Source organism: Amycolatopsis ponsaeliensis (assembly GCF_030182635.1).
In the GTDB taxonomy this organism is placed as follows: domain Bacteria; phylum Actinomycetota; class Actinomycetes; order Mycobacteriales; family Pseudonocardiaceae; genus Amycolatopsis; species Amycolatopsis ponsaeliensis.
This window is the reverse complement of the sequence record NZ_JAPZLD010000013.1, coordinates 38,941-52,782: the sequence shown is the minus strand read 5'-3', so window position 1 is coordinate 52,782 and position 13,842 is coordinate 38,941. Positions and strand designations below refer to the sequence as shown.

Here is a 13,842-nt window from a genome sequence, read left to right as displayed (position 1 = left end):
ACCTGAATGACTCATTCAAGACAGCGAATCCCGGCCGCCGGACAACCGGCCATCCGTCAGCTCGTGGGCAGCCGGTAGACCGACACGTGCGACGACGACTCCGTCGTGAACTCCCCGCCGGTCCAGTCCGCGTGCCGGGACTCCAGCCCGAACCCCGCCAGCCGGCCCATCAGGTCCAGCTCGGCCGGCCAGATGTAGCGCTGCGGGCAGCGACCCAGCCGCGCCGACCGGCCCGGGCCGAACGTGAAGTGGTGTGACTCCAGGTGCTGGCGCACCGTGTCGTACGTATCCACCCCGAGATACCCCTGCTCGGCGGTGAACACCAGCGCGTCCTGCCCCGGCGGGAGCCGGCGCAGCTCGGGGACGCCCAGCTCGATCACGAACCGGCCGCCGGGGTCCAGATGGCGGGCCGCGTTGCGGAAGCACTCGACCTGCTCGTCCTGGGTGAGCAGGTTCCCGATCGTGTTGAAGACCAGGTAGACCAGCGAAAACCGGCCCGGGGCCGTGGCCGTCGCCATGTCCCCGACGACCACCGGGAGGTCGGCCTTCCTCCGCAGCTGCCCCAGCATCGGCTCCGACAGCTCGATGCCGGTGACGGACACGCCTCGCGCGGCCAGCGGGACGGCGATCCGGCCGGTGCCGATGGCGAACTCCAGCACCCGCCCGCCCCCGGCCAGCGCCGTGAGGCGGTCCACGACGGGGTCCACCACCTCGGGCGCGAACATGCCGCGGCCCGGGGTGTCGTAGCGTTCGGCGGTCTCGACGTCCCAAATGTCTTCCTGGCGCACGCGGACCACCCTCGACGCAACCCCTGAAACTGTCCAACGATTTGAACTTGCCCGATTTCGGGCAAGAATTTGGGTTTCACCTCCACGCAGTGCATGATGACCGGCGTGGAAGACACCGACATCGTCGAGCGCGTGGCCGCGTCCACCGGGTTGCCGCCCGGGGTCGCCGCCCGCGTCGTCGACGATGTCCTGGCCTTCTACCGGACACCCACCGAGCAGTACGTGCGCCGCAGGCACGCCGAGCTGCAGGCCGAAGGCCGGAAGAACCCCGAGATCTTCCCGCTGATCGCCGCCGAGCTCCGGGGTCGGCTCGTCGCCGCGCCCGACCTGTCCGAGCGCCAGCTGCGCCGCATCGTCTACGGCTGAAACAGGCCCGACTCAGCCCCCTAGAAGAAGAGGTTCGCCATGTGCGGGATCGTCGGCTACATCGGCGGCCAGAACGCCGCCCCCATCCTCCTCGAGGGCCTGACCCGGCTCGAGTACCGCGGGTACGACTCCGCGGGCATCGCCGTCCTCGGCCCCAAGGACACCGTGCAGGTCCACCGCGTCGTCGGCCGGGTCCGCAACCTCACCGCCGCGCTGCCCAAGCGCCTGGCCGGCAAGGTCGGCATCGGCCACACGCGGTGGGCCACGCACGGACCCGCCTCCGAGGACAACGCGCACCCGCACACCTCCGAAGACGGCCGGATCTCCGTCGTCCACAACGGCATCATCGACAACGCCGACGCCCTGCGCGCCCAGCTCGCCGACGCCGGCGTCAAGCTCACCTCCGAGACCGACACCGAGGTCCTCGCCCACCTGATCGCGCGGTCCGCCGCCGACACCCTCGAAGACGCCGTCGTCGAGGCGGTCTCGCGGATCACCGGCACGTACGCGATCGCCGTCACCGACTCCGCACACCCGGACCGGCTCGTCATCGCGCGCAACGGCTCGCCGCTGATCATCGGCGTCGGCGAGCGCGAGATGTTCGTCGCGAGCGACCTCGCCGCGCTGGTCCGGCACACCTCGCAGGTCGCGCACCTCGACGACGGCGAGTTCGCGACGGTCTTCGCGACCGGCTACCGGACCTTCACCGTCGACGAGAGCGACACCACGAAGCCCGCCACCGAGATCGACATCGCCGCCGAAGACCTCGACCTCGGCGGGTTCCCGCACTACATGGCCAAGGAGATCCAGGAGCAGCCCGAGTCCGTCGAGCGGATGATCCGCGGCCGGCTGGACCACCGCTTCGGCGTCGCCCGCCTCGACGGCCTCAACCTGACGCCCCGCGAGCTGCGCGGGTTCAGCCGCGTGAAGATCCTCGGCTGCGGCTCCGCGTACTACGTCGGGCAGATCGGCGCGACGATGATCGAGGAGCTGGCCCGGATCCCGGCCGACGCCGAAGCCGCGTCGGAGTTCCGCTACCGCAACCCGATCATCGAAGCCGACACGCTCTACATCGCGGTCAGCCAGTCCGGCGAGACGATCGACACCGCGTTCGCCGTCGAGGAGATCAAGCGCAAGGGCGGCCGGGTCGCCGGCCTGGTCAACGTCGTCGGCTCGACGATCGCCCGCGCCTGCGACGGCGGCGTCTACCTGCACGCCGGCCCGGAGATCGCGGTCGCCTCGACCAAGGCGCTGACGAACATGGCCGTCGGGTTCGCGCTGATCGCCCTGTCCCTCGGCCGGGTGCGCGATCTGTCCAATGCGGACGGACAGCGGATCATCACCGCGATCCGCGCGCTGCCGGACCAGATCCGGACGGTCCTGGCCATGGAAAGTCAGATCGCCGAACACGCGAAGGTCGCGGCCGCCGCGAACAGCCTGTTCTTCATCGGCCGCGTCCGCGGTTTCCCGGTGGCCCGCGAAGGCGCGCAGAAGTTCAAGGAGATCTCCTACCGCCACGCCGAGGCGTACCAGACGTCCGAGCTGAAGCACGGCCCGCTCGCACTGATCGACGAGTCGCTCCCGACGGTCGCGATCGTGCCCGCCGACGAGCTGGCCGACCGCAACCTGGCCGCGATGCAGCAGATCCGCGCCCGCGGCGGCGCGGTCCTGGCGGTGACGCACGACGACGTCGACTTCGGCGAGCTGGACGTCCCGCGGATCGTGGTGCCGCGGACCGAGCCGGAGCTCGACCCGATCCTGCTGATCATCCCGCTGCAGCTGCTCGCCTACCACGCCGCGCTCACCCTGGGCTACGACATCGACAAGCCGCGCAACCTCGCCAAGTCCGTCACGGTGGAGTGAGCCTCAGCCGAGGCGGAAGTCGGCCACCCGGATCGGCGACGGCGTCGTTCCGGTGGAGACCTGCTGGTACATAACGGAAATCACGCCGGTGGCGGCCAGCTGCGAATCGTCGACGTCGACTTCGCCGAACGCTTGCAGGTCCGGGCTGTACACCGTCTTCCAGTCGGTCCACCCGCTCGCCTTGGACGCCGCGACGATCCGGCCGTAGGGCATCACGAGGTAGGCGTTGTCCCCGCGGTCGAACACCAGCTTCGTGCGCTGGGTCGACTCGGGTGACACCGGCACTTCGCGCTTGGTCCAGCCGCCGTCGGCCGCCCGGCTGAGGAAGAACGTCCGGCCGTACTGCTTGCGCTGCGCGGAATAGCTCGTGACGCACTGGGTGAACCGGCCGGGCACGTAGCTGATCACCACGTGCGGCTGCCCCGCCGAGTCGACGGCCTGGCTCTCCTGGTTCATCAGCCCGTGGTCCACGCCGAGCGGGTCGACGACGGTGCCCGGCGACCCCACGGCGACCGGCGTGCCGCCCGTCGTCGCGACGACCGTGCCCGCGTTGGTGCGCCAGGTGCGGCCCCGGTCGTCGCTGTAGACGTAACCGGTGTCGTGGTTGGCGAGCCCGCCGGCGTTGCACAACACGCCGGTGTTGCCCTCGCGCCAGGTGAACGCGGCGTGCAGCCGCCCGCCGGGGCCGTAGGTGATGCCGTGCAGGTACATGTTGCGCGTCGTGCTGGTGACGCCGTTTCCGGCCGTCCACGAGCCGGTCGCCGACGTCCACTTCCCGAGCTTGTGCCAGCTCCCGGCGCTGTACTCGGCGAGCTCGTTGACGCCGTTGCCGGACGTGCCGGTCCGATAGCTCAGCTGCAGCCGCCGCTCCGGCGTGACCACGAACTGGGGGTAGGTGATCGCGCCGAGGTCGACGCCGTTCAGCGTGCGCTGCACCGCGCCGAAGGCGGCCGGCGTCCAGGCGTGCGACGCGGGCGCGGACAGCAGGCCCGCGACCGACTCGACGTAGAAGACCTGGTTGCCGTGGGTGTCCATGGCCACGTGCAGCCGGCCGTCCTCCGGGGAGACGCCCATCGAGATCACGTTGTGCGAGTCGTCGACGGTCAGCTTGTGCGGCAGCACGACGGTCTGCCACGCACCCGTCCCGGCGCGCCGGGCCAGCACCGCGCTGCGGTCCGCGGTGTACCAGGCCGCGTACTGGTAGCCGGCATAGCTGAAGATGCCGCTCTGCTGGAAGGAGTCGTTGTTCACGAGCCCGTCGTAGGAGACGAAGTACAGCGCGGCCGGGTCGAGCCTGGTGTCGCCGATCTTCGTCACGGACACGGCGGCTTCCGCCGGCGCGGCGGGCAGCAGCGAGAGGGCGACGGCCGCCAGCACGCCGAGGATCCGGGAAAGCGTTCTCTTCGTCGCCATGACTGCCCTTCCACTCGATGTTAACGTGAACAGGGTCGTCCGTACCCGGCGTGCCGTCAACCGGCGAATGGGGGTCTCAGGGCTTTCCCGCGAACACCGCGGCCCCGGCGATCTCCTGCCGGTGCTGCCGGGCCTGCTTGGGCATGTTCCAGCCGAGCACGCCGACGACCTCGCCGGCCCGGCGGTACCGCGCCACGAACCGGCCCGCCGCCACGTCGCCTTCCACAATGGACACTTCCGCGTCCGCGGAGAGCGTGCCGTGCACGTGGATCCGCGCGTCGAACTGGTTGGTCCAGAAGTACGGCACCGGCGTGTAGGGGCGGTCCTCGCCGAGGATGTTCCCCGCGACGGCGACCGCCTGCTCGGTCGCGTTGGTCCGGTTCTCCAGGCGCAGCAGCACGTCGAGGCCTTCGTGGTGCCAGCGGGCGACGTCGCCCGCGGCGTAGATCCCGTCCGCCGCCCGGCACCGGGAGTCGCACACGACGCCGTTGTCGCACAGCACCCCGCTGCCCGCCAGCCAGTCCGTCACCGGTGCGGCACCGAACGCCACCACGACGACCTCGGCGGGCAGCACTTCCCCGGTCTCCAAGCACACTCCGTCGACGCGGCCCTCCTTTTCGGACAACCCGGTGACCGCCGCGCCTAGTCGCAAGTGGACACCGCGAGCCGCGTGCAGCTCGGCGAGCAGACCGGCGGCCAAGGGCCCGAACTGGTACGCGAGCGGCGCGGGCTGCGGCCCGGCCAGCGTCACCGGCACGCCCAGGCCGCACACGGTCGCCGCGATCTCCGCGCCGAGGACGCCGTCCCCGACGACCACCACGCGCTTGTCCGGTGCCAGCTCCGCGCGCAGGGCCAGCGCGTCGTCGAGCGTGCGCAGGACGTGGACGCCCGCGAGGCCGTCCTGGCCCGGCAGGGTGCGCGGCCGCAGCCCGGTGGCGAGCACGACCGCGTCCGCGGTCAGGGTGCGCCCGCTTTCGGTGTGGACGGTCCGCGCACGGGCGTCCAGCCGCACGGCCGGGTCGCCGAGCACGAACTCGGCGTCCAATGCGGACAGTGCGTCGGAGGTGCGCAGGCTCGCCTGCCCGGGCGCCCAGCTCCCCGCGAGGACCTGTTTGGACAAGGGCGGCCGGTCGTAGGGCAGGTGCGCCTCGGCACCCAGCACGGTCACGCGGTCCTCGTAGCCTTTGCGCCGCAACGCTTCCACCGTGGCGAGCCCGGCGGCCGAAGCCCCGACGACCAGGACCGTCATGCGTCCTCGCTCACCGAGATCGCGACGCCGGGGCACACGCTCGCCGCCTCCCGGACGGTCGCGTGCAGCGCCTCGCCCGGGGTCTCGTCGAGCAGGATCACGATGCCGTCGTCGTCGCGCTGGTCGAACACCTCCGGCGCGAGCATCACGCACGTCCCGGCGCCGCAGCACTTTCCTTCGTCCACAGTGACCTTCATGGTCGTTCCTCTCCTTCGCGGGGGTGGGTCACGGGTGCGAGCCAGAGCCCGACCAGTGCGTCGGTCAGGCCGGTGGCGGCTTCGCGCCAGCTGGCTCTGGGGGTGTCGCCGCCTTCGGCCACCGCGCGTTCGCGCTCGGCCATGGTGTGGATCAGCAGCTGGCGGGTCATGGCGTTGCGTTCGGCGCGGACTTCCGCGGGCAGCTCCGGCAGGCACCGGCTGAGCCCCTCGACGGTCCGCGCCAGTGACGGCGACGACAGCGTCTCCGCGGCGATGGCCGAGCGCAGCGACGGCTCGGTCATCACCTGCGCGGTGAACCGGGCGAACCAGCTCGGCCGGCCCGCCGCGGCCAGGTATTCGGTGGTCGGGTGCACCAGGCAGCGGACCCAGTCGCGCAGGTCCGCGTGGTCGCCGAGGCCGGCCAGCATCCGCCCGCGCAGCTCTTCGACCGCCGAGGAGTGCCGGCGGGCGATGGCCCGGACGAGGTCGGCCCGGGTGCCGAAGTGGTAGCCGACGGCGGTGTTGTTGCCCTGCCCGGCGGCCTCGCTGATCTGCCGGTTCGACACGGCGAGCACACCGTGCTCGGCGTAGAGCCGTTCCGCCGCGGTCAGGATCGCCTCCCGCGTCGCGTGCGCCCGATCCACCGCGGTCACCACCGGACGGGCAGTTCCCGCAGTCCGCCGACGGCGAGCCCCTCGACGCGGCGCAGCTCGTCCGCCGGGACGGCGAGCTCGAGCGAGGGCAGCTTGCGCAGCAGGACCTCCAGGACGACCTGCAGCTCGGTGCGGGCCAGCGGCTGCCCGAGGCACGCGTGCGCGCCGGCGCCGAAGGACAGGTGCGGGTTCGGGCTGCGGCCCAGGTCCATCTCGGCGGCGTTCTCGAACGCGCCTTCGTCACGGTTGGCCGCGGCCATGCTGCACATCGCGGTGGTCCCGCCGGGCAGCACGGTGCCGGCGACCTCGAACTCGTCGGTGAAGTAGCGCATCATCCCGATGCCCGCGTTGGCGTCCAGGCGCAGCGACTCCTCGACTGCGGTGCGCACCAGGGCCGGGTCGGCCAGCAGCCGTTCCCACCGGCTCCGGTCGGCGAGCAGCATCGCGACCATCTTGGCGATCATGTTGGCGGTGGTCTCGTGGCCGGCGATCAGCAGGCCGATGCCGGTGGCGATCAGCTTGGCGTCGGACCAGTCCTCGGGCAGCAACGCGCTGAGGATGTCCTCGCCGGGGTCGGCGCGCTTGGCGGCGATGAGCCCGCCCATGTACCGGCCGAAGTCCTGCTGTGCGACGTCGAACTCGGCCTGCGTGTAGCGGGTCATGCTGAGCATCACGTCCGACCAGTGCGCGAACCGGTCGCGGTCGGAGTCGGGCACGCCGAGCATGTCGCAGATGACCCAGACGGGCAGCGGGAAGGCGACCCCGGCCTTGAGGTCCCCCGGCGCGCCCTTCGCGACCATCTCGTCGATGAGCTGTTCGGCCATCGCGGCCATGCCGGGGCGCAGGGCGTTCATCCGCTTGGCGGTGAACCACTTCCCGAGCGTGCGGCGCCAGGTGAGGTGGGCCTCGCCGTGCTGCGGGAGGACGGTGGCCATCTCGCTGTTGAAGACCCCGCCGGACTCGGTGTCGGCGACCCGCGCGGCGTTGTCGGCGGGCGTGGGCCGGGTCCACCGCGGATCGGAGAGCACGCTCTTGACGTCGGCGTAGCGGGTAATGAGGGCGGCCTCGTCCCCGCTGGCCAGCTGCACGTGCGCGACCGGGCACTTCTCGCGGAATTCCGCCCATTCGGCCGGCGGCGCGAGCGCGGTCTCGGCGTCGAACGGGAAGCGCGGCAGCTCGGTGTGGCTTTGCGTCATGACGGACTCCTCGTTGGTGAATGTCCCCTGTCACCGAGCATGGCCAAGGTCCGCCATTACGTCAAGCGCTTGACTTAAATGCGACGGACACGAAGGTTGCCACCATGGCCGGTTCGAACGTCTTGAATGAGTCATTCAGGTCTTCGGAGGTCCTGAATGACTCATTCAAGACAGCGGACCCGGCCCGCGGTCAGCTCACTCGCGCTCGATCTTGCGCAGCCCGCCCTCGGGCGTCCACCACTCCACGACCAGCAGCGTGGCCTCCGGGTTCAGGTGGGTGTGCGCCACCTCGGCGACGTCCACGCGGAAGCCGTCCCCCGTGTCGACCGCCCGGCCGGAGATCTTCGCCTCCCCCGGCCACTTCGCCTCTTCACCGTCGACCGGGTCGACCGTCGCGCTGTGCAGGGCCAGCCGCGGATCGCGCTTCAGGTCCGCGCCCTTGCGGGCATTCGGCATCGAGCCGAACGTCAGCTCGCCGCCGGTGAACTTCGTCTCGATGCCGGAAATCCGCGGTGACCCGTCGGCCCGCAGGGTCGCCATCGTCTTGTGCTTGTGCGCGTCGAACAACCCCTGCACGCGCCGGGCGAACTCCGGTTCCGCCGCTTCGAACTCACGCCACGCCGTCATGCGGTCATGATGGCAGCCACCGGGCGTGCACCGCCGCGGGTTTGCGGAACACCAGCCCCGACGGCACGGCCGGCTCCGCCAAGGCGATGCCGGGCAACCGGTCGAGCACGGTTTCCACGGCGATCCGCGTCTCCAGCCGGGCGAGGTCGGCGCCGAGGCAGAAGTGCGGGCCGTGCGCGAACGCCAGCTGTTTGCGCAGGTTCGGGCGGTGCACGTCGAAGACGTCCGGGTCCGCGAACACCGCGGGGTCGCGGTTGGCGGCCGTGAGCGACACCGTGACGAGGTCGCCCCGGGCGATCGACGCACCCGCGAGCGAGACGTCGCGGGTCGCGTACCGGTCGACCACCGCCGCGGCGGGTTCGAGCCGCAGCGACTCCTCGATCGCCGCCGGGATGAGCGCGCGGTCCAGGGGTACCGGCTCGCGCAGCAGGTGCAGCAGGAGGTTGGTGATCATGCCTTCGGTCGTCTCGATGCCGCCGAACATCAGCACCGCCGCGTTCGACACCACCTCCGGCAGCGCCAGGGTCTCCGCCGCCTCGGTCAGCAGCGAGCGCCGGCCGACCGAGCCCTCGAGGTGCGCACGCAGTTCGCCGAACGCTTCGCCACCTCGGGAACCCGGCGGACGGCCCGCCGAAATGTCGTCCACTGTGGACACGATCGCGTCGTACCAGGCCAAAACCTGCGCCGCCTCGGTGCCGGCCAGGCCCAGCGCGTCGGCCACCACCGCGACCGAAAGCGGACCGGCCAGCGCCCGCCGCAGCTCCGCCTGCCCGGCCGCAGCGAACCCGTCGACCAGCCGGGCGCATTCGGCACGGACGAACCCGGCGAACCGGTCCTCGATCTCCCGCGGCCGGAAGTGCCGGGAGAACGGCGTCCGGTGCCGGACGTGCTCGGCCGCGTCCAGCGAAAGCATCGACGGGCCGACGACCCGGGCCGTCGAGAAGCGGGGGTCGTCCACGGTGAAGGTGGCCGCGTCGCGCATCACCTGCAGGGCGAGGTCGTGCCGCGTGACCAGCCAGCCGTTCAACGCCGGCAGCCAGGCCACCGGCTCGGTCGCGCGGAGCCGGGCCAGCAGCGGGTACGGGTCGGCCGTGAGCTGCTCGATCACGCCTTCAGCCCGGCGATCAGGAGGCCGACCAGGCGGCGCGCGTCGTAGTCCGGGTTGTCCTCCGCGCCGATGCAGAGGTTGCCGACGCCGCGCATCAGCTCCAGCGCTCGCACCCGCGCGGTCAGCCCGGCCGCTTCGAGCAGCTCGGCGCACACCGGCACCAGACGGTCCAGGAAGTACGCGTGCAGCGTGTCGAAGCCGTCGCCCTGCAGGACCCCGGCCAGCCCGTGCTTGGTCACCAGGAAGTCGACGAACAGGTCGATCCACTCCGCCAGCGCCGCATGCGGGGAAGTGGCCGAAGACAGCAACGCCGGACCGGCCGAAGCGCACTCCTCCACCTGGTGCCGGTAGACGGCGACGATCAGGTCGGCCCGCGTCGGGAAGTGGCGGTAGATCGTGCCCATCCCGACGCCCGCCTTGGCCGCGATGTCGCGGACCGGCGCGTCGACCCCGGACGCGACGAACACCGCCGCGGCCGCGTCGAGCAGCGTCTTCTCGTTGCGCTGCGCGTCGGCCCGCTTGGGTTTGCCCACCACACGACCTCCCGGGTTGCTAAACGGAACACTGCTCCGTATCGTTAGCGGAGCAACGTTCCGTTTGCCATCTTGTCACGGAGGCCATCGAAATGCAGTACCGCACCCTGGGCCGCACCGGCGTCCAGGTCAGCACCCTCGCGCTCGGCGCGATGAACTTCGGCGCCATCGGGCGCACCACCCAGGACGAGGCCACCGCCCTCGTCGACGCCGCCCTCGAAGGCGGGATCAACCTCGTCGACACCGCCGACATGTACAGCCAGGGCGAGTCGGAGGTCATGGTCGGCCAAGCCATCAAGAACCGCCGCGACGACCTCGTGCTGGCCACGAAGGCCACCATGCCGATGGGCGACGAGCGCAACCACCGCGGCAGCTCGCGGCGCTGGCTCTTCAAGGCCCTGGACGACAGCCTGCGGCGGCTCGACGTCGACCACGTCGACCTCTACCAGGTGCACCGCTGGGACCCCGCCACGAGCGACGAGGAAACGCTTTCCGCGCTCACCGACCTGCAGCGCGCGGGCAAGATCCGCTACTTCGGCTCGTCGACGTTCCCGGCCTACCGCATCGTCCAGGCCCAGTGGGCCGCGCGGGAAAACCACCTGAGCCGGTACGTCACCGAGCAGCCCGGCTACTCGATCCTGCAACGCGGCATCGAGACCCACGTGCTCCCGGTGACGCAGGAGTACGGCCTCGGCGTCCTGGCCTGGAGCCCCCTCGCGTCGGGCTGGCTGTCGGGCGCGGTCCGCGCCGGGCAGGAGATCACGACCAGCCGGTCGAAGGTCCTGCCCCAGCGCTTCGACCTCACCGATCCGGTCAACCAGGCCCGCCTCGACGCCGTCGAGAAGCTGGCCAAGCTCGCCGACCAAGCGGCGCTTTCGCTGATTCAGCTGTCGCTCGGTTTCGTGACCGCGCACCCGGGCGTGACCAGTGCGCTCATCGGCCCGCGCACGCTCGATCACCTGAAGTCGCAGCTGGCGGCGGCCGACACCGTGCTGCCCGCCGACGTGCTCGACGAGATCGACGCGATCGTCGCGCCCGGCGTCGACCTGGCCGCGCACGAGAAGTTCGACACCCCGCCCGCCCTGCTCGACCCGTCCCTCCGGAGGCGTTGATGACTCCCCGTTTCGGCATCCTGACCGCACCCATGAACGTCGGCTACGACGAGATCCTGCGCGTCTGGCGCGAGGCCGACGAGATCCCCGAGATCGAGCACGCCTGGCTGTTCGACCACCTCATGCCGATCGGCGGCGACCCGGACGGCCCGATCTTCGAAGGCTGGACGCTGCTTTCGGCGCTGGCCGCGCAGACCGAGCGGATGCGCCTCGGCCTGCTCGTCACCAGCAACCGCTTCCGGCCGCCCGCGGTGCTGGCGAAGATCGCGACCACAGTGGACATCGTGTCGGGCGGGCGCCTCGACTTCGGTATCGGCGCCGGCTCGCGCCCGAGCCATCCGTTGGCCCGCCGCGAGTACGACGGCCACGGCCTGCCCTACCACTCCCAGGACGACGCGGTCGCCGCGCTCGCCGAGGCCTGCACCGTCATCCGTCGCTTGTGGACGGAGGATGAGCCGTTCGACTTCGACGGCGAGTACGTCAAGCTGAAGGGTGCGTTCGGCAACCCGAAGCCGGTGCAGCGGCCGCACCCGCCGATCATGATCGGCGGCCGGGCGAGCGCGACGCTGCGCGTGGTCGCCGAGCACGCCGACCTGTGGAACATCCCGGGCGGCGGCGACATCGACGACCTCGCCGGCCGCAGCAAGCTGCTCGACCGCTTCTGCGCCGAGATCGGCCGGGACCCGGCGGAGATCACCCGCTCGATCTTCCTGCCGGTCGACTACGACAAGCCCGCCGCCACGCGCGAGAAGATCGAGGAAGCCGCCGGTGCCGGATTCGGGCACATCGTCCTCGGCTTGGCGAACCCGTATCCGGACGGCGTCGTGCGGTGGGTCGCCGACGAGCTGATCCGGTAGCTACTTGTCGACACCTTCGTAGGTGCCCTGGGTGAACCGGCGCGAGAACACGAAGTACACGATCGCCACCGGCACCGTCATCAGCAGCGCCGCGGCGAGCTTCAGCGGGAACTGGTTGCCCTGGCCCAGTTCGCCGGACACCAGGCTCGCCACGCCGGAGGTCAGCGTGTTCAGCGCCGGGTCCTGCCGCGACACGATGTAGTGCGGCAGCTCGTTCCAGGATCCCTGGAACGACAGGATGGTCACGGTGATCAGGGCGGGCTTCGACATCGGCAGCACCACCGACCAGAACGTGCGGAAGGGGCCGGCGCCGTCGATCCGGGCCGCCTCCTCCACGCTCACCGGCACGGTGTCGAAGAACTGCTTCATGATGAAGACGCCGGTGCCGTCGACCAGCAGCGGGATGATCATCCCCGAGTAGCTGTCGTACATCCCGAGCTGGTTGAGCACGAGGAACTTCGGGATCAGCAGCACCACGCTCGGGACCGCGATGACCGCCAAGACGGCCCCGAAGATCGCGCGCCGGCCCCGGAACCGCAGCCGGGACAGCGCGTACCCGGCGAGGGAGTTGAACACGACCCGGCCGACGGTGATCGTCACCGAGACGAACACCGAGTTCGCCGCCCAGCGCGGGAAGTCCTGCTCGGCGAGCGTCTTGAAGACACTCGCCGACCACTCCTGAGGCCAGGGCAGGAGCGGGTGCGCGGTGGCGTCGGCGTCGGTCTTGAACGCCGTCGCGAGCTGGATGAGGAAGGGGTAGATGTACAGCGCTGCGACCAGCACCAGCACCGCGTACCCGAGCCATCGTTTCTTCATCGGCGCTCCCGCAGGACCCAGCGTTGCACCAGCGTGAAGGCCACGATGACGAGGAACAGGAGGAACGCGATCGCCGCGCCCTGGCCCCACTGGTGACCGATGAACGACGACGAGTACGACAGGTACGCCGGCGTCAGCGTCGTGTTGGCCGGGTTGCCCCGGCTGAGCACGTACACCTGGTCGAAGACCTGCCAGGTGCCGATCAAGCCGAGCGTCAGCACCAGGAACAGCGTCGGGCGCAGCTGCGGCAGCGTGACGTGCCAGAAGCGCTGCCACGACGTCGCGCCGTCGATGAGGGCGGCCTCGTCGACCGACGGCGGCAGGTTCTGCAGTGCCGCGTAGAACATCAGCATGAAACCGCCGGTGGAGGTCCAGACGACGAGCACGATGATCGAGCACATCGCCACGCTCGGGCCGGCCAGCCAGTCCCACCAGGACAGTCCGAGGAAGCTGTGGCCCACCAGCGTTGACGGCGGGTTCGCGGGGTCGCCGAGCGCGAGGTGGAAGATGCCGCGCGGGTCGGCGAACCAGCTGGGACCGTCCACTCCGAACAGTTTCAGCGCGGCGTTCACCGTGCCGGTGCTGGAGAACAGGAACAGGAACACCACGGAGATCGCGACCGAGCTGGTCACGGTCGGGAAGTAGAAGGCGGTCCGGAAGAACTGGCGGCCCTTCAGCTTCTTCCGGTGGAGGAGCAGGGCGAGGACCAGCGCCAGCGTCGTCTGCAGCGGCACGACGAACAGCACGAAGTAACCGTTGTTGCGGACACTGGTGGCGAAGTTCCGGCGCGTCAGCCCGGGCTCGGCGAGCAAGGCGGCGTAGTTGTCCCCGCCGACGAAGTGCACGCGGGAGGAGAACGGGCTGCCGTTGCCGGTCCAGTCGCTGACGCTCACCCAGAGCGCCATCAGGATCGGCAGCACCATGAACAGGCCGAGCACGATCAGCGTCGGGGCGAGGAACAGCCAGCCGGCCCGGCCGTCACGCCGGAGGGGGCGGCGGCCCCGGGTGCCGCGCAGGGGTGCGGTACCCGGGGCCACCGGCATGGTGAGCAGCGTGCCCATGGC

Annotated in this window: 15 protein-coding genes; 4 read left to right on the top strand and 11 right to left on the bottom strand. The window is 70.8% G+C overall.

The window, feature by feature from the left end; translation table 11 throughout:
- Window positions 1-56 precede the first annotated feature (56 nt).
- The gene (locus tag QQ657_RS20560; RefSeq protein ID WP_284743961.1) at window positions 57-725 is read right to left on the bottom strand and encodes a class I SAM-dependent DNA methyltransferase; all 669 of its coding nucleotides are present in this window, start codon (window positions 723-725) and stop codon (window positions 57-59) included.
- A gap of 156 nt (window positions 726-881) precedes the next feature.
- On the opposite strand from QQ657_RS20560, the gene QQ657_RS20555 reads away from it, so the two are divergent.
- Complete coding sequence (locus tag QQ657_RS20555) at window positions 882-1,154, top strand: hypothetical protein (RefSeq protein WP_284743808.1); 273 nt, start codon at window positions 882-884, stop codon at window positions 1,152-1,154.
- 39 nt (window positions 1,155-1,193) lie between these two features.
- A complete protein-coding gene (glmS, locus tag QQ657_RS20550; RefSeq protein WP_284743807.1) occupies window positions 1,194-3,017 on the top strand; it encodes a glutamine--fructose-6-phosphate transaminase (isomerizing) in 1,824 nt (607 codons plus the stop codon).
- Window positions 3,018-3,020: 3 nt separating this feature from the next.
- On the opposite strand, the gene QQ657_RS20545 is transcribed toward glmS, so the two are convergent.
- From QQ657_RS20545 to QQ657_RS20510, 8 genes are all read right to left on the bottom strand, one after another.
- A complete protein-coding gene (locus tag QQ657_RS20545; RefSeq protein ID WP_284743806.1) occupies window positions 3,021-4,430 on the bottom strand; it encodes a BNR repeat-containing protein in 1,410 nt (469 codons plus the stop codon).
- Between the two features lie 76 nt (window positions 4,431-4,506).
- Window positions 4,507-5,679, bottom strand: coding sequence for an NAD(P)/FAD-dependent oxidoreductase (locus QQ657_RS20540; protein ID WP_284743805.1), 1,173 nt, complete (start codon window positions 5,677-5,679; stop codon window positions 4,507-4,509).
- Window positions 5,676-5,876 carry a ferredoxin gene (locus tag QQ657_RS20535; RefSeq protein ID WP_284743804.1) on the bottom strand — a complete coding sequence of 67 codons (201 nt, stop codon included), beginning with the start codon at window positions 5,874-5,876 and terminating at the stop codon, window positions 5,676-5,678. The genes QQ657_RS20540 and QQ657_RS20535 overlap by 4 nt, the downstream gene beginning before the upstream one ends.
- Complete coding sequence (locus QQ657_RS20530) at window positions 5,873-6,532, bottom strand: TetR/AcrR family transcriptional regulator (protein ID WP_434056760.1); 660 nt, start codon at window positions 6,530-6,532, stop codon at window positions 5,873-5,875. The genes QQ657_RS20535 and QQ657_RS20530 overlap by 4 nt, the downstream gene beginning before the upstream one ends.
- Entirely contained in the window at window positions 6,526-7,725 is a 1,200-nt protein-coding gene (locus tag QQ657_RS20525) for a cytochrome P450 (RefSeq protein ID WP_284743802.1), read from the bottom strand. The genes QQ657_RS20530 and QQ657_RS20525 overlap by 7 nt, the downstream gene beginning before the upstream one ends.
- A 195-nt stretch (window positions 7,726-7,920) precedes the next feature.
- Window positions 7,921-8,352: a pyridoxamine 5'-phosphate oxidase family protein gene (locus QQ657_RS20520; RefSeq protein WP_284743801.1), complete on the bottom strand. Its 432-nt coding sequence runs from the start codon at window positions 8,350-8,352 to the stop codon at window positions 7,921-7,923.
- Window positions 8,353-8,356: 4 nt separating this feature from the next.
- A complete protein-coding gene (locus tag QQ657_RS20515) occupies window positions 8,357-9,460 on the bottom strand; it encodes a cytochrome P450 (protein ID WP_284743800.1) in 1,104 nt (367 codons plus the stop codon).
- On the bottom strand, window positions 9,457-9,993 hold the full coding sequence (locus QQ657_RS20510; RefSeq protein ID WP_284743799.1) for a TetR/AcrR family transcriptional regulator: 537 nt from the start codon (window positions 9,991-9,993) through the stop codon (window positions 9,457-9,459). Before QQ657_RS20510 ends, QQ657_RS20515 begins: the two co-directional genes overlap by 4 nt.
- A gap of 92 nt (window positions 9,994-10,085) precedes the next feature.
- Here QQ657_RS20510 and QQ657_RS20505 point away from each other — a divergent pair, with 92 nt between their 5' ends.
- Together QQ657_RS20505 and QQ657_RS20500 are read left to right on the top strand one after the other, a co-directional pair.
- Complete coding sequence (locus tag QQ657_RS20505) at window positions 10,086-11,105, top strand: aldo/keto reductase (RefSeq protein WP_284743798.1); 1,020 nt, start codon at window positions 10,086-10,088, stop codon at window positions 11,103-11,105.
- Window positions 11,105-11,962, top strand: coding sequence for an LLM class flavin-dependent oxidoreductase (locus QQ657_RS20500; RefSeq protein ID WP_284743797.1), 858 nt, complete (start codon window positions 11,105-11,107; stop codon window positions 11,960-11,962). Before QQ657_RS20505 ends, QQ657_RS20500 begins: the two co-directional genes overlap by 1 nt.
- On the opposite strand, the gene QQ657_RS20495 is transcribed toward QQ657_RS20500, so the two are convergent.
- Together QQ657_RS20495 and QQ657_RS20490 are read right to left on the bottom strand one after the other, a co-directional pair.
- Entirely contained in the window at window positions 11,963-12,778 is an 816-nt protein-coding gene (locus QQ657_RS20495) for a carbohydrate ABC transporter permease (RefSeq protein ID WP_284743796.1), read from the bottom strand.
- Complete coding sequence (locus tag QQ657_RS20490) at window positions 12,775-13,839, bottom strand: carbohydrate ABC transporter permease (protein ID WP_284743795.1); 1,065 nt, start codon at window positions 13,837-13,839, stop codon at window positions 12,775-12,777. Before QQ657_RS20490 ends, QQ657_RS20495 begins: the two co-directional genes overlap by 4 nt.
- Window positions 13,840-13,842 lie beyond the last annotated feature (3 nt).

Excerpts from the sequence above, each read along its gene's own strand:
- QQ657_RS20535 (WP_284743804.1), bottom strand. The coding sequence starts at position 5,876 with ATGAAGGTCACTGTGGACGAAGGAAAGTGCTGCGGCGCCGGGACGTGC.
- QQ657_RS20500 (WP_284743797.1), top strand. The coding sequence starts at position 11,105 with ATGACTCCCCGTTTCGGCATCCTGACCGCACCCATGAACGTCGGCTAC.
- QQ657_RS20505 (WP_284743798.1), top strand. The coding sequence starts at position 10,086 with ATGCAGTACCGCACCCTGGGCCGCACCGGCGTCCAGGTCAGCACCCTC.
- QQ657_RS20545 (WP_284743806.1), bottom strand. The coding sequence starts at position 4,430 with ATGGCGACGAAGAGAACGCTTTCCCGGATCCTCGGCGTGCTGGCGGCC.
- QQ657_RS20555 (WP_284743808.1), top strand. The coding sequence starts at position 882 with ATGATGACCGGCGTGGAAGACACCGACATCGTCGAGCGCGTGGCCGCG.
- QQ657_RS20495 (WP_284743796.1), bottom strand. The coding sequence starts at position 12,778 with ATGAAGAAACGATGGCTCGGGTACGCGGTGCTGGTGCTGGTCGCAGCG.
- QQ657_RS20490 (WP_284743795.1), bottom strand. The coding sequence starts at position 13,839 with ATGGGCACGCTGCTCACCATGCCGGTGGCCCCGGGTACCGCACCCCTG.
- QQ657_RS20520 (WP_284743801.1), bottom strand. The coding sequence starts at position 8,352 with ATGACGGCGTGGCGTGAGTTCGAAGCGGCGGAACCGGAGTTCGCCCGG.
- glmS (WP_284743807.1), top strand. The coding sequence starts at position 1,194 with ATGTGCGGGATCGTCGGCTACATCGGCGGCCAGAACGCCGCCCCCATC.
- QQ657_RS20540 (WP_284743805.1), bottom strand. The coding sequence starts at position 5,679 with ATGACGGTCCTGGTCGTCGGGGCTTCGGCCGCCGGGCTCGCCACGGTG.
- QQ657_RS20560 (WP_284743961.1), bottom strand. The coding sequence starts at position 725 with ATGTTCGCGCCCGAGGTGGTGGACCCCGTCGTGGACCGCCTCACGGCG.
- QQ657_RS20525 (WP_284743802.1), bottom strand. The coding sequence starts at position 7,725 with ATGACGCAAAGCCACACCGAGCTGCCGCGCTTCCCGTTCGACGCCGAG.